This is a genomic window from Flavobacterium sp. IC2-16 (assembly GCF_055521455.1).
Genome location: NZ_CM145480.1, coordinates 636,588 through 658,450 on the forward strand (window position 1 = coordinate 636,588; position 21,863 = coordinate 658,450).

The window sequence follows — 21,863 nt, forward strand, 5'->3', positions numbered from 1 at the left end:
AGTGTGCTTTTTTTATTTACAAAAAACATCATAGGCAAATCGAATCAAGGTGCCGACAACTACAACTAAAAAGAATCCACGAATAAATCCGTTTCCTTTACTAATTGCCAGTTTAGCTCCTAAAAAACCTCCTAACGCATTACAAAAAGCCATAGGCAATGCCATAGCCCAAAGAATTTTACCTTTAAGCACAAATAGGCAAATCGAACCGAAATTAGTCGCCAAATTAACCATTTTCGCATTTGCCGAAGCGTGAAGAAAATCGAATCCTAACACCGAAACAAAAGCTACTACAAAGAAGCTTCCTGTTCCCGGACCAATAAAGCCATCGTAAAAACCAACGGTAACGCTAATAAGAATTGCATAAACCAATTGCTTTTTAAAACTAAACAGCTTCTCTTGATGCTGACCGAAATTCTTCTTCACAAATGTATAAACAGCTAATAAAGTAAGAACAACCAATAGTAACGGCTTCATAAAATCGTTACTCACTTTTGTCAATACCGTAGATCCAATAAAAGCTGATACAAATGCTACAACCGACATGATTACCAACAATTTGTAATTCATTTTTACCTTTTTCAGGTATTGAAACGCTGCAAAACTTGTTCCACTAAAAGCAGGTATTTTTAAAGACCCGATAATATTGGCAACGGGCACATTGGGCAGTAGAATAAGTGCAACCGGAGTTTGAATCAAACCGCCACCACCAACAACTGCATCAACAAATCCAGCAGTAAAAGAGGCTAAACAAAGAAAAACTAGAATATCAATTGCCATAGTAAAAAGAAAAGAGCTAAATCCTAACGAATCCAGCTCTTATATAAGTTATAAAACCATAAAATTACGCACGAATAATATTAGCTCCTAAAGCTCTTAAGCGCTCATCTATTCTTTCGTAACCTCTGTCGATTTGTTCAATATTTTGAATCGTACTTGTTCCTTTTGCTGTTAAAGCTGCAATCAATAATGAAATTCCAGCACGAATATCTGGCGAACTCATTGTTGTTGCTTTTAATTGCGATTTAAAATCATGCCCCATTACCACAGCTCTATGCGGATCACACAACATAATTTTAGCACCCATATCTATAAGTTTATCTACGAAGAACAATCGGCTTTCGAACATTTTCTGATGAATCAACACATCACCTTTTGCCTGTGTAGCTACTACCAAAACAATACTCAGTAAGTCAGGCGTAAATCCTGGCCAAGGCGCATCAGCTATGGTTAAAATTGAACCGTCGATATCAGTTTTTACTTCATAACCATCTTCGTGTGATGGAATATAAATATCATCACCTCTTCGCTCTAAAGTAATTCCTAATTTTCGAAACACATTCGGAATTACCCCAAGGTTATCCCAACTTACATTTTTGATTGTAATTTCACTTTTGGTCATGGCCGCTAAACCAATCCAAGAACCTATTTCAATCATATCCGGCAAAACACGGTGCTCACAGCCACCCAATTTGTCAACACCTTCTATTGTTAACAAGTTCGAGCCAATTCCGGTAATTTTTGCCCCCATTGAGTTCAACATCTTACACAACTGTTGTAAATACGGTTCGCAAGCAGCGTTGTAAATAGTTGTTGTTCCTTCTGCTAAAACTGCAGCCATAACAATATTTGCTGTTCCAGTAACCGAAGCTTCATCCAACAACATATAAGTACCTTGCAAACGACCATCAATCTCTACACCATAAAAATGGTCGGCTCTTTCATAACGAAACTTAGCTCCTAAATTGATAAAGCCTTCGAAATGAGTATCTAAACGACGACGCCCAATTTTATCTCCACCTGGTTTTGGAATATAACCTCTACCGAAACGAGCCAAAAGCGGACCTACAATCATGATAGACCCACGTAAAGAACCACCTTCTTTTTTGAAAGCTTCTGTTTCAAGATATTTTACATTTACTTCATCAGCCTGAAAAGTATAATCTCCGGCTCCATTTTTTTGAATTTTAACACCTAAATTCCCTAAAAGGGTAATCAGTTTATTAACATCAATAATATCAGGAATATTGGTTATTCTAACTTTTTCCGAAGTCAACAAAACAGGACATAAAATTTGCAATGCCTCATTTTTTGCTCCTTGCGGAATAACTTCACCTTTCAATCGGATTCCGCCTTCTATCTTAAATGTTCCCATAGGGTCTTACAATTATTTTCGATTGTTATTATTGTTATTATTTTTATTTCTTGGGTTGAAATTTTTATTGTTGTTATTGCTTTTCACCTTCTGATTAGACCCGAATTGCGTTTTATTGGATGTCTTTTTGTTCACACGCATTAAATCGGTGGAATTGGAAAGCTCTTCATCGGTTTTCAATAGATTGATTGTCCCTCCAGAAAGTTCGTATAAATGCTCAAAAATCACTTCATCTTTAACAGTATCCTTATTCCAGCTCAAGTATGATTTTTTCATATGATTAGCAATAACCATAATTAAAGCATTTTTCAAATCACCATCTTCCCATTTGTTAGCCACATCAATCATGAATTTGATGTTATTTCCATAGAAACGATATTTAGGAAAGTTTTGAGGATACGTTAATCGTTCTGGCTTTTGCAGAAGAATTTCTTTGTTTGGGATTGGGTATGGTGAATCTACATCCAATTTAAAATCGGACATGATAAAAATTTGATCCCAAAGTTTATGTTGAAAATCAGGCACATCGCGCAAGTGCGGATTTAAACTTCCCATTACAGAAATTATATATTTCGCCGCTTTGTTTCGTTCCTCCCTATCTTTAATCTCGGTAGCCTGATCGATTAATTTCTGTAAATGTCGACCGTATTCCGGTATTATCAAATGCGGACGTTCGGCATTGTATTCAAGAAAGTGAATCGCTTCTTCAGAGTTATATTGCATTTTTGTATAGTTTATAAAGAAATAATTCCTTCTACGGAAGACAATTCTATGTATTTATCAATTACCGATTGCGCGCTTTTCATACGCACATTAACCGAAACACTCGTGTATTTTCCGGTTCTAGATTTGCTAGTATTGATAACCGCACCCATTCCGTTAAATGAATTTTCGATAACCGAAATCTTGTCTGTATCGGTATCAACAATAAATTTAAATAAATATTCGGAAGGCCAAATGGTAGAATTAATTAATTCTTCTTTAAGTCTTTGATAAAATTCTTCTGTTTTCTTATCCATCATCAAAAAATAAAAGCAAATATACATTAGACTTATCAATTTTGAATACAGTTCTAATGAGTTTTTAACCAACTTAACAACGAATATTCTAAAAAGAGATTATACTTTAAAACAAAAAAATGTAAATTTGCCCCTTATTTCAAAAAAGTGGCTCAGGAAATTGTTGTAATTATCGGCGGACCGGGTTCTGGAAAAACCACTATTATTGATGGTTTAACCCAAAAAGGATACATTTGTTATCCCGAGGTTTCGCGCGAAGTAATTTACGAAGCTCGCAAACAAGGCATCGAGCAATTGTTTCTTGAAAAACCGCTTTTATTCAGTGAATTGCTTTTAGAAGGTCGAAAAAAACAATACCATAATGCCACTCAAGAAGACGCTAAAATTGTTTTTATAGATCGTGGCATTCCAGATGTTTTAGCCTATATGCACTACATTGGCGATGCTTATCCTGCTTTTTTTGATCAAGCTTGCAAAGAGCATAAATATTCCCACATTTTCATTCTTCCGCCTTGGGAAGAAATCTACACTAGTGACGATGCGCGTTATGAAACCTACGAACAAGCCGTATTAATACACAAACATCTGATAGAAACATACGAGAATTACGGCTACAAACTTACAGAAGTTCCAAAAGGCACTTTGGAACAACGTATCGATTTCATACTTGAAAATCTTGTGAAATAACTATATTCGTATTTCATTTATTAGCCATTGGAAGCCTTAGAAATTCTTAAAAAATATTGGAATTACGAAACCTTCAGAAACCCTCAGGATAAAATTATTCAATCGGTTTTAGAAGGAAAAGACACTTTTGCACTACTTCCTACCGGAGGCGGAAAATCGATTTGCTTTCAGGTTCCAGCATTAATGAAAACCGGAATTTGCTTAGTCATTTCACCGCTAGTAGCATTAATGAAAGACCAAGTTCAAAACTTGAACAACCGCAATATTAAAGCTATTGCCTTAACTGGCGGAATCTCTGCTGATGAAACTACAGAATTATTGGACAATTGTCAGTTTGGAAATTACAAACTACTTTATGTTTCTCCAGAACGATTACAATCGGATTGGATTTTAGAACGAATTAAAAGCTTACCTGTTAACCTCATCGCTGTAGATGAAGCACATTGTGTTTCGCAATGGGGACATGATTTTCGTCCGGCCTATTTAAAAATATCCAAACTCAAAGACTATTTTCCAGGTGTTCCGTTTCTAGCTTTAACCGCAACAGCAACACAAAGAGTGCAAGACGACATTTGTACTCATTTAAAATTAGACAAGCCTCAATTTTTTAAAAAATCGTTCGCCCGTGAAAATTTAGCTTATATGGTTTTCAAAACCGAAGACAAACTGCATCGGGTACAACAAATTTTGACAAAAAATCCAGCACCGGCAATTATATACGTTCGAAACCGAAAAGGATGTCATGATATCACCACACAACTTACAAGCCTTGGTTTTAAAAGTACTTTTTACCATGGCGGGTTAACTTCGAAAGAAAAAGAAAAAAACATGCAGGCTTGGCTGAATGACGACGTACAAGTTATGGTTGCCACAAATGCATTCGGAATGGGCATTGACAAACCCAATGTTAAAACCGTTATTCATGTTCAATTACCGGAAAGCCTAGAAAGCTATTATCAAGAAGCCGGAAGAGCCGGTAGAAATGGTGAAAAAGCGTATGGAATACTACTGCTTTCTCCATCCGATATAAAAGCAACCGAAAATCAGTTTTTAGAGGTTTTACCCAATAAAGATTTTTTAAAAAACGTTTACATCAAACTGAACAATTATTTTCAAATTGGATATGGAGAAGGTATCAATGAAAGTTTTTCGTTTAACCTGAATGCTTTTTGTCATCAATATCAATTTCCAACACTAAAAACTTATAATGCGCTACAATTTTTAGACAATCAAGGCATCTTAACATTATCTAAGGAATTTTCGGAAAAATTAACTATTCGTTTTTTATTAGACAGTCGAGAAATGCTACGTTACCTTAGCTTAAACCCTTCCGATGAGCCTATACTAACAACTATTTTACGGAATTATTCTGGAGTTTACGAAATAGAAACACCACTTAACACGAGTTTCATTGCCAAAAAATCGAATACATCCGAAGAAAAAGTTATTGCAGCTCTAAAAAGCATGCAAAAAAACGAAGCTTGCCTGCTTACCGTACAAACCAACGATAGCAGTTTATTGTTCAATGAAGTACGGGAAGATGACCGAACAATTAACCGAATTTCAAAGTATTTAGAAATTCAAAATGACATTAAAAAAGAACAATACAAATCGGTTGTTGCCTATATCGAAAATGAAAGCGAATGCAAGAGCAAAATAATTTTACGCTATTTTGGAGAAAACACAAGTACTGATTGCGGCATTTGTTCGGTTTGTATTCAAAAAACAAAGAAGAAACTAAACCCAGCAGAAGTAGCAAGTCAAATAATCAAAGTACTAGCAAATACAGCATTAACCTCAAGAGAAATTGAAAATATACTGGAATTACCTTCAGAGGAAATTATCTTTGCATTACAATTATTAATAGAAAATGGTCAAATAACCATTAATAATCGAAATCAATTTAGCATACAATAATGGAAAAATTACGCATCGTTTTCATGGGAACTCCAGAGTTTGCCGTTGGAATTCTGGATACCATATACAAAAACAACTTTGAAATTGTAGGTGTTATTACCGCAGTAGACAAACCAGCTGGACGCGGACAAAAAATAAAATATTCGGCAGTAAAAGAATATGCATTGGAGAAAAACCTTCGCTTATTGCAGCCAACCAATTTAAAAGACGAAACTTTTCTAGCCGAATTAAAAAGTCTAAATGCCAATTTACAGGTGGTGGTGGCTTTTCGAATGCTACCCGAAGTGGTATGGAAAATGCCAAAACTTGGAACATTTAATTTACACGCATCGTTACTCCCAGAATACCGAGGTGCAGCACCAATTAACTGGGCTATCATCAACGGCGAGACAAAAACCGGTGTAACTACTTTTTTCATTGATGACAAAATTGATACCGGCGCGATGATTTTAAGCGATGAATTAGAAATTGGAACAAATGAAACTGCAGGAGAACTCCACGATCGATTAATGTTATTGGGTAGCGAAACCGTTTTAAAAACTTTGAAACACATTGAAGATGGAAATGTAAAAACTACATTGCAACCTAATAATACAGACATTAAAACGGCTTACAAACTGAATAAAGATAATTGCAAAATTGATTTTGGCAAGACGGGTCAAGAAATCTACAATCTTATTCGCGGATTATCGCCATATCCTGCTGCTTGGTGTTTTATAAAAGACAACGATCAGGAATGGAATGTAAAAATCTACGAAACATTGTTTGAAGAAGAACACCATTCAATTCCAACCGGCACTATTATTACAAACAAGAAAGAATTAAATATAGCCCTTGAAAAGGGTTATTTAAAAGTTTTGAGTTTACAGTTTCCAGGAAAAAAACGAATGACGGCATCGGAGCTTTTAAACGGAGTTTCGTTTTCCGAAAAAGCCATAGCGCTGTAAGCCCTAGAAACACTACAACTACAGAAATATTGAAAAAAACAAGCAACTTTATTAACAATTCAGGTAACTTATCAACATTTTTGAAGAAAAAAGTCTAAAAAACTGAAAAACACTTGTGTAATCGGGAAATTCATATAAATTTGTAGGACATTAATTAATTAATCAATCTATTAATAACTATTTATTATGAACAAATCAGAATTAATCGATGCAATCGCTGCAGACGCAGGTATCACTAAAGCAGCTGCTAAATTAGCTTTAGAATCTTTCTTAAAAAACGTTGAAGGAACTTTGAAAAAAGGTGGAAGAGTATCTTTAGTAGGTTTTGGATCTTGGTCAGTTTCTAAAAGAGCTGCTAGAGAAGGTAGAAACCCTCAAACAGGTAAAACTATCAAAATTGCTGCTAAAAATGTAGTAAAATTCAAAGCTGGAGCTGACTTAGAAGGTTCTGTAAACAAAAAATAATTTGTGCTTTACAATATAAGCCCCGATTATTCGGGGCTTTTTTTTTACTTTTCAACGATTTTATTTTGGGCTGATAGATATTTTTTGTTAAATTTAATTCAATTCCGCTGGAGGATTGTTAAACGCTAACCTTAAACCTGCAAGAAGATGATATCAACCAAACCAAAAAAAGGAAATTTGCTCATTGCAGAACCTTCAATTATAGGAGATCTTTCTTTTAACAGATCTGTAGTTTTATTGGCCGATCACAACACAGATGGCTCGGTTGGTTTTATACTAAACAAGCCTCTTCGTTATACTATTCATGATTTAATTCCCGAAATAAACGCCAATTTCAAAATATACAACGGAGGTCCAGTTGAACAGGACAATCTGTACTTCATTCATAATATTCCAGAACTAATTCCAGATAGCATTGAAATATCAAGTGGAATTTATTGGGGTGGTGATTTCGAATATACCAAAAACCTCATCAATCAAGGATTAGTTAAACGAAATAACATTCGTTTCTTTTTAGGATATACAGGTTGGGATTCACATCAATTGGAAGATGAACTTGAAGAGAATTCATGGATTGTTTCCAACAATGGTTATGCCAATAAAATCATTGGTAAATCGGCAACCCACTTTTGGAAAGAAAAAATCATGGAACAAGGCGGTGATTACCTTATTTGGTCTAACGCACCCGAAAACCCGATTCTTAATTAAATTATCCCAAACGAATTTGCGCATTCAAGCGTGTAAGTAATTCTGATGCCAAAGCAGAACCGTATTCTTTTTTACGATATTTAGAGATTGGCTGAATGCCGTGAATCACATTAGTTAAAAATAATTCATCTGCTTTTTGCAAATCAAAAGGAGAAATTGAAGTCTCGAGCACTTCCAAATGGTCCATTTTTTGGGCAATAGCCAAAATTTGTTTTCGCATTATTCCGTTTAAACAACCATCAGTAATTGGAGGCGTAATTAATGTGTTACCCGTAAGCATAAACAAATTACTTTGCAGGGCTTCTACTATGTTTTTATCATCATTCATTAGTAGGCAATTTGCATAGCCGTTTTCATGAGCAAAAATACTTCCTGTTACTTGAACCAATTTATTATTACTCTTTATAGTAGACAACAACTGTTTGGTTACATAAAAATCTTTGAACAACTCTACTTCATATTCGTTATTCGGAATAGTGTAAAGCGAATTATCAAGAGGTGAAGCCGTTACAATAAATTCAACATTGTTAGACTGAGGCAAATAAAAACCTCCCGATTGCCTAAAAACTGAAAAACGCAAACGATACGACGAAGCAGAATCATAATTCGAAACCAAATCAAGCAACTGACGTTCAAAAAACTCCATTGTAAAGTTCATAGGAATTTCCATTCGAACTATTCTCATTGAAGCCATCAACCTGAAGTAGTGATCTTCTAGAAAAAGTACTTTCCCATCTAACACTTTAATGGTTTCAAAAACAGCATCTCCATACAGAAACCCTCTATTTTCTTGAATTGCAATTGCAGCCGATTCGACTAGTTGTCCGTTATAATTAATCATAAAAAAAGCCCTGATAAATCAGGGCAAATATAACCTTTATAAATTGAAATTAAACAGATCCTATTACATGTTTTAAGTCAGAAATCTGATTTTCCCAAAGTTGTTTGGCTTCGTCCAAATCATTCTCTTCAGCAAAGTCAACAACCATTAAGGACACATCTTTAGTGATTTCATCTTCTAAAATTCGAAGTTCAAAATAATACTCTGCATCTTTATTTTCTTCGTCAACCCAGCGAAACTTCACTTTTTCACCTGTTTTTTTTGAGGCTAAACGGGCTTTTTCCTGCGAATCATCCCAAATAAAGGTGAAAAACTCTCCACGGGAGTTAACATTATTAGCAAACCATTCTTGCAATCCTGAAGGTGTAGATATATATTGATATAGTAGTTGAGGCGATGACATAATGGGGAACTCTAATTCGTATCTTACTTTACCTTCCATATTACTTATTAAATTTGCCGAAATATATAGTAATTACTCAAATAAAAAAAGGAAATTGAAAAAAAATGAAAAAAATATTTTTTTCAAAAAATATATTTGGAAGCTATTAATTATGTTTTATATTTGCACCCGCATTCAGGAAGAATGTAAGACCAACATTTGGCGAGGTAGCTCAGTTGGTTAGAGCGCAGGATTCATAACCCTGAGGTCACGGGTTCAACTCCCGTCTTCGCTACAAAAAAGTAAACCCTAACTAATCAAATAGTTAGGGTTTTTTTATTTAGAAAAAACTACGCCATTTACACTTTACTCATGTTTTTTTTCAATTTCTTATTGAAACGTTATTCATCGAAAATAAAATTCGATTTATCGAAAAGATGCTATAATATTGAACTCACTGTTAATTTATCATTAGTTTAGTCATGTATTCCAAAAACAAAACCTATTAATAACATCATTGTTATTAATGAAACAACCTTATGTCATACCACAGCATAAGAATCGTTTCAAATAGGAACCCAGAGATTTAACAAACAAACAAATTGTTTAACATTAAACTCTGCAGTTATGAAAAAAAGCTACTATTTTGGAATCTTACTTCTACTTCTTACAGCCTTTTCTTATGGACAAGACTGTCTGATACAAAAAAGTGTTTCGGATGACGAAATCTGTGCCGGAGAAAACGCTTCAATTGTACTTAGTAATGCAGATGTAGGTTCAACATACGATTTAATGGATGGTGCAACAGTAATTGCATCTCAAACTCAACTCACTGTTGGTGATTTAACATTCATTGTGAGTCCGAGTAGCACAACCTCCTATCATATTTATAACACTACATTAGGTTGCGATTATACCGATCTAGGTATTGTAACCGTAAATCCTATTCCAAATGCAATTGCAACCAATCCGAATCAAGAAAGATGTTCAGGGGCTTCAATAGCAGCCATGAATTTTTCGGGTTCTGTTGCAGGAACAATTTACAACTGGACAAGAGATAACACTACAAATGTAGCCGGAATAGCTAATTCGGGCAGTGGAAACATAACAGGTGCATTAACCAATACTACCACAACCCCACAAACAGTTACTTTTACCATAATTCCAACAGCCAATGGTTGCACAGGAAGTCCTATATACACAACTGTTTTAGTTAATCCTACACCCGATGTTTCATCTAACATCAGCAGTCAAACTATCTGTTCTGGAAATTCCATTGCAGCTATTTTATTTTCCGGAACTGTTTCGGGCACAACATTTAATTGGACTCGAAACAACGGTGCAATTGTAACTGGGATTGCCGATTCTGGAACTGGAGACATTAGTGGCTCACTAACCAACACTACTACAACTCCTCGAACGGTAACCTTTACCATTACACCTAATGCAAATGGATGCAATGGAACACCAATAACCGTAACGGTAACCGTAAATCCAACACCCGTAATCAGCTCATCTAATCCCAATCAAATTAAATGTTCTGGAAACTCTGTTAGTAGTTTTGGAATATCTTCCAATGTTGGTGGAACAACTTACGATTGGACAAGAGATAATACCGTAGATGTAACTGGAATAGCTGATAATGGCACCGGAACGATAAGCGGTTCGTTAACTAACACAACCAATATTCCTCAAACTGTAAATTTCACAATTACCCCTACGGCTAACGGATGTCCTGGAAACCCTATATCGGTTTCGGTACTTGTAAATCCAAAACCTGTCGCTTCAGCATCTCCTCAAACGCAAAATATCTGTTCTGGCGATGCAATTTCAACAATTGCTTTATCCAGCAATGTTACTGGAACAACCTATACTTGGACAAGAAGCAACACCACTAACGTTACTGGAATAAGCAACACTGGAAGTGGAGATATTTCAGGAACATTAATTAACAATACAACTGCAAATCAAACGGTAAACTTTACAATTATTCCCTCTTATAGTTCTTGTAATGGTTCAAGTATAACCGCAACGGTAATTGTTTATCCAACTCCAACTGTTGCAACAACAAATCCATCGCAAACTATATGCTCAGGTAGTGCAATATCAACTATAGCATTTACTGGTATTTCCGGCACAACATATAACTGGACTAGAAACAACACCACAAATGTTATTGGCATCGCTAATAGTGGAAGTGGCAGTATTGTTGGAACATTATCAAATACAACTTCAACACAACAAACGGTTCAATTTACAGTTACACCAACACGAAATGGATGTGATGGAACACCTTTAATAGCAGAAGTAATCGTTGAAGCAACTTCTTTTGGAGGAGATGTAACTATATCCCGACCAAATGCTCCTACACCTGTTAATGTAACAACCGAATGTCACAATGCTAATGGGATTTTATATTTAAGTGGTCATCGTGGAAATGTTGTACGTTGGGAATTTTCAACCGATGCAGGATTAACTTGGAGTCCGATTGCCAATACCGCTGACACTTATAACTACGCAAACATAACACAGACTACTATTTTTAGAGCTGTTGTACAAAACGGAGGTCCTAGTTGCCCTGTTGCTTATTCCACATCTTCAATGATAAACGTTATCCCGAATATAAAACCAGCTCCTGTAGTAGCAACTCCTTCTACAATCTGTAACGGAGGTTCATCCACTTTAACTGCAACTAGTGGCTATGCAACCAGTGGAACTCTAGCCAGTGGAGGCTCATTCAGTAATTCAAATCCAGCAGGTTGGGCAGTTGGCGGATGCGGAAATTGTTTAAATGCAGGTTCCAGCAACACCAATCCGAATCCATGGCAATTAAGTGCTACTAATGGCGGTACGTATTCTGGAATTAACTATACTTCAAGTGGTAAATTTGCAATAGCTAATGGCGCTTTTACTTCATACTTATACACTCCTGTTTTCAACACCTTCGGATTAACAACTGCAACATTATCATTTGCTGATGCTTATAATATTCAACCGGGAGCTTCAATTGCAATACAAATTTCTGTTAATGGAGGCGCTTACACTACACTTTGGTCGGCAAACGGACCTGCAACACGTACGCCTTATACGAATTTCAACACCAACGGAAGAACACTAAATCTTAACGCTTATCTTGGTCAACCAAATTTACGAATCCGTTTTGCTTATTTTGGCAACACAGGAAGTTCTTGGGCAGTTGATAATATTGAAATTCCAGATGTTCCAACAAACTTATCGACACAGTGGGTGGATGCCACAAACGGTAGTGTTTTAAGCTATAATTCCACAATAATTGTTAGTCCTACCGTTACAACTACATACGCGGTAACTTCATTTTTAAATGGCTGTAATAGCTTTGGTACTGACGGAACAGCCTATGTAACTGTAAATGTAAATCCTAGACCAACTGCTTTAATCTCACAAGACCAATATGTATGTTTTGGTGGAACTGCAACGTTTACAGTACATTTTACTGGAAATGGTCCGTATCGTTTCACTTTATTCAACGGAACAACATCGACGGTTTATTCGAATATTACCCCCAATGCTAGTGGCGATTATACATTTAGCATTCCAAATATGACAATAACACGAACTTATACCATTACGGCTTTAAACGATTCAAAATGTACTGCCATAACCGATGACATTGACGATTCCTCTGTTACGGTAACCGTTTTAGATGGAACTCCAGGGGTATGGACAGGCTTAGTTAGTACCGATTGGTTTGATTGCAGAAACTGGCAAAGAGGATTGCCATCGGCCACAATTGATGCATTAATCCCAACTGGTAGTCCAAGAATGCCGGTAATAGATCCGCTAAGTCCATATGCAGCTGCTTATAGCAATATTGCTTCTGCACGAGACATTACAATAAGTGTAGGTACTTCTGTAACCATGATGCCAAATTCCAACTTATACATTAAACGAAATTGGATGAACAGCGGAACCTTCATTCCTGGAACCGGAACAGTAACTTTTAACAGTTCCACTAACAATCAAGTTCAGTATATGAATACTGCACCGGAAAACAACTTCTCCGAAAACTATTACAATCTTACCCTTGAATGTACTAATGGAGCCAAAGGTGTTTATACGCAAAATCTTTTCCGATTAACTGTTGCCAACAATTTAACACTAACCAGCGGTGATTTACGATTAACTGGTGAAGCTCAATTAATTCAAAATGGAAGCGCCCCTAATCCTTCGGGCGGCACTGGTAATCTTTTAAGAGACCAACAAGGTACAATGAGTAGTTATCATTATAATTATTGGTGCTCTCCTGTAAGTAACAACAACACCAATTACACAATTGCTAGCGTATTAAAAGATGGTACAAATTCCGATGCTAATCCTTTTAATCCAGGACCAATTAGTTTTGGGGATGGATGGAATTATTCCGACGGTCCATTAACTAGCCCAATTAAAATAAGCAACCGATGGCTATATAAATATACTGCGGTAAGTACAAGTTATTTCTCTTGGCAACCTATAGGAAGTACGGGATCATTAAAAGTTGGCGAAGGATTTACCATGAAAGGTGTTACTGGTTCGGCTGCAAATACCGATTATCAAAACTATGTTTTCAAAGGCAAACCTAACAATGGAGATATTAACTTAAATGTAGCACTAAATCAACTTTATTTGATTGGAAATCCTTATCCATCTGCTTTAGATGCCGATACTTTTATTAAAGACAATATTCGAGATGGAGGAAACGCCGCTACAAACGTTTTCAACGGTGCTCTATATTTTTGGGATCATTTTGGTGGATATTCACACTTATTAAATCAATATGTTGGTGGATACGCAACGTATACACTGATGGGCGGTACGGTGGCTATTTCAAACGATCCGTTAATTAACAATAACAATACAACAGGCACAAAAATCCCTAAACGCTATATAGCAGTAGCACAAGGATTTTTCATCCGAACTGACATTGGCGAAACCAACGCTAATTTATCAAATCCAATTACTGGAGGTACCGTTACAATTAGAAACAGTCAACGTGCTTTTAGAAGTGAATCGCCTTCTAGTTCCATTTTCTTTAGAAATCAAAACCAAGATGACGATATAGATACGCGACAAAAAATTCGCCTTTCATTTGAATCGCCAAGTGGTTTACGCAGAAATTTACTTGTAGGTGCCGATAAAAATACTACCAATGCTTTTGATATTGGTTATGACGGCCCAATGATTGATGTAAATAACGAAGACATGTATTTGGATATCTCAAATGGCAAATTTGTTATTGAAGCTGTACCAGATTTCAATTTAGACCGCGTTATACCTATTGGCATTAAAATCGCAAACAGTGGTATCAGTAAAATAAAAATTGAAAACTTAGAAAATATTCCAAATGATTTTCAAATTTATTTATTCGATAATGAAACTGGACTTTATCACGATTTAAGAGCAAATGATTTTGAAGCTAACCTTCCAATTGGAGAACTTACAAATCGTTTTTCTATTCGTTTCACAAATGTGCTCTTGAATACAGAAAACCAAGAATTACCAAACGATTTATTGGTTTATGTTAACTCCGATAATGTTTTAAATATTAAAAACAACAGCATTGGATTAACCGTTCAATCGGTTGAATTATTTAGCATATTAGGACAGGCTGTAAAAAAATGGGATGTTGAAAATGACATTCAGCCAAACATAACGCTGCCAATACATCATGTACGTTCTGGAGTCTACATTGTAAACATTAAAACTTCCAACGGTTTATTTAGTAAAAAAATAATCCTCAAATAATAAAAAAAGCCCTTAATAAGGGCTTTTTTTTATTTTAAAATTTCTTTAAGCTCATCATAGCTCACTTTTCTCTGTTCACCCGATGCCAAATCTTTTAAGGCAAATTGATTGTTTGCCATTTCGTCGCCTCCAACAAGCACAGCATATGGAATTCCTCGTTTATCGGCATGCTGAAATTGTTTTCCAATTTTAGTATTATCCGGATACATTTCTACTTTAATGCCTTCTTTACGCAATTTAGAAATAGCATGCATCGAATACAACGCTTCTGCATCACCAAAATTCAAAAACAACGCTTTGGATGTTGACGTTACTGTTTCAGGAAAAAGGTTCAATTCGTCTAACACTAAGTAGATTCTATCCAATCCAAATGAAATACCTACTCCACTCATATTTTTCAATCCGAATATACCCGTTAAATCATCATAACGACCTCCACCACCAATTGAGCCCATAGCTACCGATTTTGGTGCTGTAACTTCAAAGATTGCCCCAGTGTAATAATTTAAACCGCGCGCCAAGGTTACATCTAAATCTAAAATCGATTTATCTAATCCCAACGCAAGCACATTATCACATATAAACTTTAATTCTGCTACACCTTTCATTCCTTCTTCAGAACTGACTAATAATGCAGACAATTTTTCAATTTTCTCAGCAATTGTTCCCGTAAAGTTGAACAACGGTTGTACTTTTTCCAAAGCAGCTTCAGAAATTCCTTTTTCAAGCATTTCCTTCTTCACGCCATCTTCCCCAATTTTATCCAGTTTATCCAGTGCAACTGTAAAATCGATTAATTTATCTGATGCTCCGATAACTTCAGCAATTCCTGAAAGGATTTTTCTATTGTTGATTTTAATTGTAGCACCTTCAAGACCTAACGCAGAAAAAACGCTATCATACAATTGCACCAATTCTACCTCTTGCCATAACGAATTTGACCCTACTACATCGGCATCGCATTGATAAAATTCTCTAAAACGTCCTTTTTGAGGTCGGTCGGCACGCCAAACCGGCTGAATTTGGTATCGTTTGAATGGAAATTCAATTTCATTTTGGTGCTGTACCACATAGCGCGCAAACGGAACGGTTAAATCGTAACGCAAGGCTTTTTCTGAAATTTGGGATGTCAATTTCAAACTCTCACGATTCTTCAAAAAATCTTCGTTGACTTTAGCCAAATAATCACCAGAATTCAGAATTTTGAATATCAAACGATCGCCTTCTTCTCCATATTTTCCCATTAACGTTTCCGAATTTTCAAAAGTTGGAGTTTCAATAGGTTGATACCCAAACTTCTCAAAGTTCGATTTAATAATAGAAAATATATAGTTTCGCTTTGCAACTTCTGCAGGTGAAAAATCACGGGTTCCTTTTGGAATACTTGGTTTTTGAGCCATTATAAATTTAGAATTTAGAATTTAGAATTCTGAAAAAGAGAAATCTAAATGTTTTTTGTATTGCTAATTCTGTTTTTTGTGTTCTTTAAAGTTGTTACAAAAATAGCTGTTAATTCATTAGCTTCATTTAAAAGTTATTTCAAATCATTATCATCAACAACTTTTAACTCCTGAAGTACTTCTAACCAAAACAGAGATTCGTCAGTTTCTTCTAAAACAATATTCATTTTAGACAAATATTCTTTATCACTTCTAGCTCTTAACGAGGCTCTATAATTTGCTCCTACTGAACTTCCAGATTTCCCTAACTGATTCGAAATGACTCTTGTTGAATTTTTTATTGGAATAGTATCGACCAAATTCAAAATTGAGACTGTAAACGATTTTGTCCGTTTTTTTAAGTCAAATTCTTTCATCGCTATTTTCTTGCAAATATCGAATATATTGAGTTGTATTAAAATCTATTTTTACACTTTCTGAATTCTAAATTCTAAATTCTCACTTTCAGAATGTAACAAATAATGTATTTTAGTGACAAATTGCTATTATGCTGAAAGTCGGATTATTTAGAGAAAATACCAAAATAGCATTGGATTCCATTCGAACCCATTTGCTACGAACCATACTTACCGTTTTAATTATTGCCATTGGAATAACCGCATTGGTTGGAGTTTTGACTTTGGTTTCTGCTTTAAAGAACACTATTTTAAAGGATTTTGCCTCGATGGGTGCCAATACATTTTCCATTAGTCAATACGATTTTTCAGAACAAATGAGAAGAAATGATGGCGAAGAAAAAGTAAATCCGATTATTAGTTATCCGCAAGTAAAAGCTTTCAAAGAAAAATACGAATATCCATTTACTTCAACTTCTGTATCGTTTACAGCTACCAGTACTGCAGAAATTAAATACGAATCGGAAAAAACAGACCCAAAAGTATCGGTTTTAGGTATTGATGATGTTTTTCTACCAAATAAAGGTCTTGAAGCAGTAAAAGGAAGAAACTTTACAGGTTTTGACATTGAAAACAACAATTTCGTTTGCATACTGGGTTCTGATGTAGATAAAGATCTTTTTAAAGATGTCAACCCTATAGACAAAACGATTTCTATACGTGGTGCGAAATTTAAAGTTATTGGCGTTCTAAAAGAAAAAGGTTCAACCTTTGGAAACAGCCAGGATTTTAGAGTTTTAATTCCGATTCAAATTGCACGTTCGATTTTTTCGGCACCTAACATCAATTACGACTTGAGTGTTATGATTGCCAACAAAGATTTAATGGATCAAGCAGTGGACAATGCCATCATTACCATGCGTAGGGTTCGAAAATTAAATCCCGTAGAAAAAAACAACTTTGGCGTAGAACGAAGCGACGAACTTATCAACACATTATTATCCAACACGGAAGTATTAGGTATTAGTGCATGGGTAATTGGTATTATTACCGTTTTTGGCTCCTCCATCGCATTAATGAACATTATGCTTGTTTCGGTAACGGAACGTACTCGAGAAATTGGCGTTAGAAAGTCGCTTGGTGCTAAAAAAAGTACTATTGCATGGCAATTTTTCACCGAAACTTTAGTGATTGGACAAATTGGAGGTTTTGTTGGAATTTTACTTGGTTTGCTAGTTGGCTACGGACTTTCTGCTGCGTTAAGTTTCAGTTTTTCTATTCCGTGGATGGCAATTATTGCAGCCGTTATTACCTCATTAATTGTAGCTTTATTCTCTGGACTTTATCCAGCAATTAAAGCCTCAAAATTAGATCCTGTTGAAGCTCTACGATATGAGTAATTAGAAAATATCGATAAGCAATAAAACATTACACCTTGGTTTTCCAATTACCTAGAAGCATACGATCATTCCCGTAAATATCTTTTCGGAGTTCAATAGCTTGAAAATTATGTTTTTGCAACAGCTCAACCATTTCGTTACCTAAATACTGATTGATTTCAAAATAAAGCTGTCCGTTCTCCATAAGATTTAACGTTGCCAAATTGGTAATTTTTCGATAAAAAAGTAAGGCATCATCATCTTCAACAAACAAAGCCAAATGAGGTTCAAAAGCTAAAACATTCTTTTTGATTTCTTCCTTTTCTAAGTTGCGAACATAGGGCGGATTAGAAACAATAATATCGAAAGACTCGTTTAGGTTATCGGTTTCAAGTACGCTCTGATGTAGAAAAGTGATTGAAACATCGTTTCGTTTGGCATTTTTGCGCGCAGTATCAAGCGCTTTTTCGGAGACATCCATTGCAAACACTTTTGCATTTGGAAGGTTTTTTGCCAAAGCAATAGCAATACATCCCGTTCCGGTACCAATATCTAAAATTTTAATTGGCTTTGTTTTATTATTGTTAGTATTCGAAAGAATCCAATCTACCAATTCTTCTGTTTCAGGCCTTGGAATCAATGTGCTTTCGTTAACATAAAAAGGCAAACCATAAAATTCGGTTTCTCCTAATATATATTGAATTGGTTTCTCTTCTTTCAATTGTGCTAAAACGGTTTCCCATTGCAACAATTGCATTCCGTCAATTTCAACGTTAGGATTTAAAGCAAGATCAACTCGCTTCATACTGTGAAACGCTTCCAATAGAATATAAAAGAAACTATCTATTTCCTGCTCATCATAAATTGAAGCAAGTTCATTGGAAAAATTGTATTTATAATCTTTTAGCAGCATTTCACTTTTTAAATTTCATTGCGAAATTAATCAATAATTATAATTGTTTTATCATCCATACCGGGCACGCAGAATGCCCTGTACATCCCATTGGAGAATCAAGATATTCAAATCCCGATTTCACATACAGTTTTTGTGCTGCAACCATATACGGCATTGTTTCCAAGTAGCATTTTGCATATCCGAATGCTTTAGCTCTGTTCAAACAAATTTCCATCATTTTGGTACCAATGCCGAGTCCGCGTGTTTTTGGAAGAAAATACATTTTCTGCAATTCACAAACCGTTGAATCTCCATTAGCCAACGGTGCAATTCCGGCACAACCGATAATCTCCCCATCACATTCAACCACATAATAGGCTGAACGTTCAGCGGCATAGGTTTCAAACATACAATCCAATTGAGGATCGGCATATGCAGTTCCCACTTTAGGCACATCAAACTCTTCTAAAACCGTTCGAATTACCATTGCAACTGCCGAATTATCACTTTTATCGATTTCTCGTAATATCACCTTATTCATTGTACGAAAATAACTTATTTTTGTCGAGTGAAGATACATGAAACCCAATTGAAAAAAAAGAATATTCAATACGGAATAAAAGTATCTTTAAGAAGATGAGGCAAACCATGATGAAACCGGATGAAAAATACATGAAACGCTGCATTGAACTGGCTAAAAATGGCTTGGGCACAACCTATCCTAATCCGTTAGTAGGTAGCGTAATTGTATATAATGACACTATAATTGGTGAAGGTTGGCACAGAAAAGCTGGCGAACCACACGCCGAAGTTCATGCTATAAATTCCGTTAAGGATAAAACAGTATTGGCTAAATCGACTATTTATGTTAGCTTAGAACCTTGCAGTCATTATGGAAAAACACCACCTTGTTGCGATTTGATTTTAAAACATCGTATCCCAAATGTAGTAATTGGCACTGTCGATCCTTTTGCAAAAGTTGCCGGAACGGGAATAAAAAAATTAATTGAAGCCGGAACAAATGTAACGGTTGGTATTTTGGATGAAGAATGCAGCGAATTAAACAAACGCTTTTTTACTTTCCATCAAAAAAAACGACCTTATATCGTTTTAAAATGGGCTGAAACCCAAGATGGTTATATTGCTCCACTGGAAAAAAAAGAAAAAAAACCAGTTTGGATTACCAATTCATTTTCCAGACAATATGTTCACAAATGGAGAACCGAAGAGCAATCAATTTTAGTTGGAACGCAAACCGTTTTGGATGATAACCCCAAATTAAATGTTCGCGACTGGAAAGGAAACAATCCCGTTCGAGTTACGATTGATAGAACTGGAAAAATTTCAAACGAATATCACATTAAAGACAATTCTGTAAAAACAATCGTGTTAACAGAACAGAATTTTTTCACGAATACTGATCAAATATTTTACGAAAATTGTAACTTTGATGTTCTGCTCGTGAGTAATGTTACCGAGATTCTTTTTCGGAATGAAATACAATCGGTACTTATAGAAGGAGGCAGAAAAACACTACAGGCGTTTATAGATGCTAATGTTTGGGATGAAATACGAGTTTTTAAAGGAAATTTACATTTTAACAAAGGAATAACGGCACCAAATTTTACAGGAGAATTAACCGAGAAGCAGACGATTTTGGATGACGAACTTTTAATATTCAGAAACCTATGATTGACACAATTATCTTTGATTTTGGTAACGTTTTTATCAATTTGAGCCAGGAGGCTCCCTTTGATCATATGCGTAAAATAGGCTTAGTATGTTGGAACGAAGATTTGGACAGTCTAAACAAACGCTATGAAAAGGGTAAAATTGACGAATTAGAATTTTTTACGGCATTCCAGCGCTTTATTCCGAATAAAGAAGTCGAAGAAATTCGTGAAGCTTGGAATGGCATTTTAATGGATTTCCCATTATATCGCTTAGAATTTCTACAGCGTCTATCTCAAAAATACAGACTTTTTTTACTCAGCAATACGGATCGTACACACATTGATAAATTTGAACATAAAGTTGGAATGACTTTTAGTCGTGAATTTTATCAATGTTTTGAAAAAGTATACTTTTCATTCGAAATAGGATTACGCAAACCCGATCCAGAAATTTTCAATTATATTATCAATCGCCACGATTTAAATCCGAAGCGAACTCTTTTTGTAGACGACAACAAACACAATACAGAAGTTGCCGCTAATTTGGGCATGCACGTTTGGAATTTAGAAGTTGGCAAAGAAGATGTGGTTGATTTATTTGAAAAAAGCTGGTAATTGATAGTGGAAAAAGACACCTATAAAACACTATCCGCACCTTCTGAAGAAGTTTTATACAAAGAAAAAAACAGTAAGTTTTTTGGCTACGCTTATCCTGTAACTTCAGAAGATGACGTAAAAATTATTCTAGAAGAACTACGAAAACAACACTATTCCGCAAGACATTGGTGTTATGCCTTTCAGCTAGGAACCGATAATACCTATTATCGAGCTAACGATGATGGCGAACCAAACAATTCGGCAGGAATGCCTATTTACGGTCAAATTCAATCGTTTGAAGTAACCAATGTGTTAGTTGTTGTTGTTCGTTATTTTGGAGGCGTAAAATTGGGTGTAGGCGGATTAATTTCAGCCTACAAAACAGGTGCTCAAATGGCTCTTGAAGCTTCCTATATCATTGAAAAAACCATTAACATTCATTATCTGATTCAGTTTGACTATAAAAACATGAATAAAGTAATGCGTGTTATTAAAGAAAAGAATCTTGACATCGTTTCCCAAAAAATGGAATTGAGTTGCGAGATTGAAATTGCTACCCGAAAAAAAAATGCCGAACAAGTATTCGACATTTTTTCAAATTTGTATGAAGTAGAAATTTTTGAAAAAGAATAAAATTTAC

At 35.4% G+C, this 21,863-nt stretch carries 20 protein-coding genes and 1 tRNA gene; 11 read left to right on the plus strand and 10 right to left on the minus strand.

All coding sequences use genetic code 11. From position 1 onward, the window contains the following. Positions 1 to 12: 12 nt before the first annotated feature. From ACZ1JT_RS02870 to ACZ1JT_RS02885, 4 genes are all read right to left on the minus strand, one after another. Positions 13 to 780 (minus strand): sulfite exporter TauE/SafE family protein, encoded by a 768-nt coding sequence (locus tag ACZ1JT_RS02870; protein WP_465094662.1) that lies wholly within the window; start codon positions 778 to 780, stop codon positions 13 to 15. Positions 781 to 844: 64 nt separating this feature from the next. Beyond that, entirely contained in the window at positions 845 to 2,155 is a 1,311-nt protein-coding gene (gene murA / locus ACZ1JT_RS02875; protein ID WP_465094663.1) for a UDP-N-acetylglucosamine 1-carboxyvinyltransferase, read from the minus strand. Between the two features lie 12 nt (positions 2,156 to 2,167). Then, positions 2,168 to 2,878, minus strand: coding sequence for a DUF4290 domain-containing protein (locus tag ACZ1JT_RS02880; protein WP_465094664.1), 711 nt, complete (start codon positions 2,876 to 2,878; stop codon positions 2,168 to 2,170). 11 nt (positions 2,879 to 2,889) lie between these two features. Further along, complete coding sequence (locus ACZ1JT_RS02885) at positions 2,890 to 3,174, minus strand: DUF493 family protein (RefSeq protein ID WP_465094665.1); 285 nt, start codon at positions 3,172 to 3,174, stop codon at positions 2,890 to 2,892. Between the two features lie 147 nt (positions 3,175 to 3,321). Here ACZ1JT_RS02885 and ACZ1JT_RS02890 point away from each other — a divergent pair, with 147 nt between their 5' ends. From ACZ1JT_RS02890 to ACZ1JT_RS02910, 5 genes are all read left to right on the plus strand, one after another. Beyond that, positions 3,322 to 3,861 (plus strand): AAA family ATPase, encoded by a 540-nt coding sequence (locus tag ACZ1JT_RS02890; RefSeq protein ID WP_465094666.1) that lies wholly within the window; start codon positions 3,322 to 3,324, stop codon positions 3,859 to 3,861. 27 nt (positions 3,862 to 3,888) lie between these two features. After that, on the plus strand, positions 3,889 to 5,778 hold the full coding sequence (locus tag ACZ1JT_RS02895; protein WP_465094667.1) for a RecQ family ATP-dependent DNA helicase: 1,890 nt from the start codon (positions 3,889 to 3,891) through the stop codon (positions 5,776 to 5,778). Continuing rightward, positions 5,778 to 6,725: a methionyl-tRNA formyltransferase gene (gene fmt / locus ACZ1JT_RS02900; protein WP_465094668.1), complete on the plus strand. Its 948-nt coding sequence runs from the start codon at positions 5,778 to 5,780 to the stop codon at positions 6,723 to 6,725. Before ACZ1JT_RS02895 ends, fmt begins: the two co-directional genes overlap by 1 nt. 186 nt (positions 6,726 to 6,911) lie before the next feature. Beyond that, entirely contained in the window at positions 6,912 to 7,190 is a 279-nt protein-coding gene (locus tag ACZ1JT_RS02905) for an HU family DNA-binding protein (protein ID WP_465094669.1), read from the plus strand. Positions 7,191 to 7,337: 147 nt separating this feature from the next. Further along, positions 7,338 to 7,898, plus strand: coding sequence for a YqgE/AlgH family protein (locus ACZ1JT_RS02910; protein WP_465094670.1), 561 nt, complete (start codon positions 7,338 to 7,340; stop codon positions 7,896 to 7,898). A gap of 1 nt (position 7,899) precedes the next feature. On the opposite strand, the gene ACZ1JT_RS02915 is transcribed toward ACZ1JT_RS02910, so the two are convergent. Next, a complete protein-coding gene (locus ACZ1JT_RS02915; RefSeq protein ID WP_465094671.1) occupies positions 7,900 to 8,739 on the minus strand; it encodes an aminotransferase class IV in 840 nt (279 codons plus the stop codon). Positions 8,740 to 8,788: 49 nt separating this feature from the next. Further along, on the minus strand, positions 8,789 to 9,181 hold the full coding sequence (locus tag ACZ1JT_RS02920) for an START-like domain-containing protein (RefSeq protein WP_465094672.1): 393 nt from the start codon (positions 9,179 to 9,181) through the stop codon (positions 8,789 to 8,791). Between the two features lie 161 nt (positions 9,182 to 9,342). Between ACZ1JT_RS02920 and ACZ1JT_RS02925 the strand changes: the two genes are divergently transcribed. Together ACZ1JT_RS02925 and ACZ1JT_RS02930 are read left to right on the plus strand one after the other, a co-directional pair. Beyond that, a tRNA-Met gene (locus ACZ1JT_RS02925) sits at positions 9,343 to 9,416 on the plus strand. 332 nt (positions 9,417 to 9,748) lie between these two features. Then, positions 9,749 to 14,884 (plus strand): PKD-like domain-containing protein, encoded by a 5,136-nt coding sequence (locus tag ACZ1JT_RS02930; protein WP_465094673.1) that lies wholly within the window; start codon positions 9,749 to 9,751, stop codon positions 14,882 to 14,884. Positions 14,885 to 14,913: 29 nt separating this feature from the next. Here the strand turns inward: ACZ1JT_RS02930 and hisS are convergent, their stop codons facing one another. Both hisS and ACZ1JT_RS02940 read right to left on the minus strand, forming a co-directional pair. After that, a complete protein-coding gene (gene hisS / locus ACZ1JT_RS02935; RefSeq protein ID WP_465094674.1) occupies positions 14,914 to 16,284 on the minus strand; it encodes a histidine--tRNA ligase in 1,371 nt (456 codons plus the stop codon). A 134-nt stretch (positions 16,285 to 16,418) separates the two neighbouring features. After that, positions 16,419 to 16,700, minus strand: a complete 282-nt coding sequence (locus tag ACZ1JT_RS02940) for a four helix bundle protein (RefSeq protein ID WP_465094675.1) — start codon at positions 16,698 to 16,700, stop codon at positions 16,419 to 16,421. 131 nt (positions 16,701 to 16,831) lie between these two features. Here ACZ1JT_RS02940 and ACZ1JT_RS02945 point away from each other — a divergent pair, with 131 nt between their 5' ends. Continuing rightward, positions 16,832 to 18,079: an ABC transporter permease gene (locus tag ACZ1JT_RS02945; RefSeq protein ID WP_465094676.1), complete on the plus strand. Its 1,248-nt coding sequence runs from the start codon at positions 16,832 to 16,834 to the stop codon at positions 18,077 to 18,079. 28 nt (positions 18,080 to 18,107) lie between these two features. On the opposite strand, the gene prmC is transcribed toward ACZ1JT_RS02945, so the two are convergent. Together prmC and ACZ1JT_RS02955 are read right to left on the minus strand one after the other, a co-directional pair. Further along, positions 18,108 to 18,971: a peptide chain release factor N(5)-glutamine methyltransferase gene (gene prmC / locus ACZ1JT_RS02950; RefSeq protein WP_465094677.1), complete on the minus strand. Its 864-nt coding sequence runs from the start codon at positions 18,969 to 18,971 to the stop codon at positions 18,108 to 18,110. Between the two features lie 37 nt (positions 18,972 to 19,008). After that, entirely contained in the window at positions 19,009 to 19,494 is a 486-nt protein-coding gene (locus tag ACZ1JT_RS02955) for a GNAT family N-acetyltransferase (RefSeq protein ID WP_465094678.1), read from the minus strand. Positions 19,495 to 19,604: 110 nt separating this feature from the next. Here ACZ1JT_RS02955 and ribD point away from each other — a divergent pair, with 110 nt between their 5' ends. Genes ribD through ACZ1JT_RS02970 form a run of 3 tightly spaced genes read left to right on the plus strand, consistent with a single transcriptional unit; the run spans position 19,605 to position 21,856 of the window. After that, positions 19,605 to 20,645: a bifunctional diaminohydroxyphosphoribosylaminopyrimidine deaminase/5-amino-6-(5-phosphoribosylamino)uracil reductase RibD gene (ribD, locus tag ACZ1JT_RS02960; protein WP_465095268.1), complete on the plus strand. Its 1,041-nt coding sequence runs from the start codon at positions 19,605 to 19,607 to the stop codon at positions 20,643 to 20,645. After that, positions 20,642 to 21,241 (plus strand): HAD family hydrolase, encoded by a 600-nt coding sequence (locus ACZ1JT_RS02965; protein WP_465094679.1) that lies wholly within the window; start codon positions 20,642 to 20,644, stop codon positions 21,239 to 21,241. Before ribD ends, ACZ1JT_RS02965 begins: the two co-directional genes overlap by 4 nt. Positions 21,242 to 21,244: 3 nt before the next feature. Continuing rightward, complete coding sequence (locus ACZ1JT_RS02970) at positions 21,245 to 21,856, plus strand: IMPACT family protein (RefSeq protein WP_465095269.1); 612 nt, start codon at positions 21,245 to 21,247, stop codon at positions 21,854 to 21,856. Positions 21,857 to 21,863 lie beyond the last annotated feature (7 nt).

Excerpts from the sequence above, each read along its gene's own strand:
- ACZ1JT_RS02870 (WP_465094662.1), bottom strand. The coding sequence starts at position 780 with ATGGCAATTGATATTCTAGTTTTTCTTTGTTTAGCCTCTTTTACTGCT.
- murA (WP_465094663.1), bottom strand. The coding sequence starts at position 2,155 with ATGGGAACATTTAAGATAGAAGGCGGAATCCGATTGAAAGGTGAAGTT.
- ACZ1JT_RS02880 (WP_465094664.1), bottom strand. The coding sequence starts at position 2,878 with ATGCAATATAACTCTGAAGAAGCGATTCACTTTCTTGAATACAATGCC.
- ACZ1JT_RS02885 (WP_465094665.1), bottom strand. The coding sequence starts at position 3,174 with ATGGATAAGAAAACAGAAGAATTTTATCAAAGACTTAAAGAAGAATTA.
- fmt (WP_465094668.1), top strand. The coding sequence starts at position 5,778 with ATGGAAAAATTACGCATCGTTTTCATGGGAACTCCAGAGTTTGCCGTT.
- ACZ1JT_RS02905 (WP_465094669.1), top strand. The coding sequence starts at position 6,912 with ATGAACAAATCAGAATTAATCGATGCAATCGCTGCAGACGCAGGTATC.
- ACZ1JT_RS02910 (WP_465094670.1), top strand. The coding sequence starts at position 7,338 with ATGATATCAACCAAACCAAAAAAAGGAAATTTGCTCATTGCAGAACCT.
- ACZ1JT_RS02915 (WP_465094671.1), bottom strand. The coding sequence starts at position 8,739 with ATGATTAATTATAACGGACAACTAGTCGAATCGGCTGCAATTGCAATT.
- ACZ1JT_RS02920 (WP_465094672.1), bottom strand. The coding sequence starts at position 9,181 with ATGGAAGGTAAAGTAAGATACGAATTAGAGTTCCCCATTATGTCATCG.
- ACZ1JT_RS02930 (WP_465094673.1), top strand. The coding sequence starts at position 9,749 with ATGAAAAAAAGCTACTATTTTGGAATCTTACTTCTACTTCTTACAGCC.
- hisS (WP_465094674.1), bottom strand. The coding sequence starts at position 16,284 with ATGGCTCAAAAACCAAGTATTCCAAAAGGAACCCGTGATTTTTCACCT.
- ACZ1JT_RS02940 (WP_465094675.1), bottom strand. The coding sequence starts at position 16,700 with ATGAAAGAATTTGACTTAAAAAAACGGACAAAATCGTTTACAGTCTCA.
- ACZ1JT_RS02945 (WP_465094676.1), top strand. The coding sequence starts at position 16,832 with ATGCTGAAAGTCGGATTATTTAGAGAAAATACCAAAATAGCATTGGAT.
- prmC (WP_465094677.1), bottom strand. The coding sequence starts at position 18,971 with ATGCTGCTAAAAGATTATAAATACAATTTTTCCAATGAACTTGCTTCA.
- ACZ1JT_RS02955 (WP_465094678.1), bottom strand. The coding sequence starts at position 19,494 with ATGAATAAGGTGATATTACGAGAAATCGATAAAAGTGATAATTCGGCA.
- ribD (WP_465095268.1), top strand. The coding sequence starts at position 19,605 with ATGAAACCGGATGAAAAATACATGAAACGCTGCATTGAACTGGCTAAA.
- ACZ1JT_RS02965 (WP_465094679.1), top strand. The coding sequence starts at position 20,642 with ATGATTGACACAATTATCTTTGATTTTGGTAACGTTTTTATCAATTTG.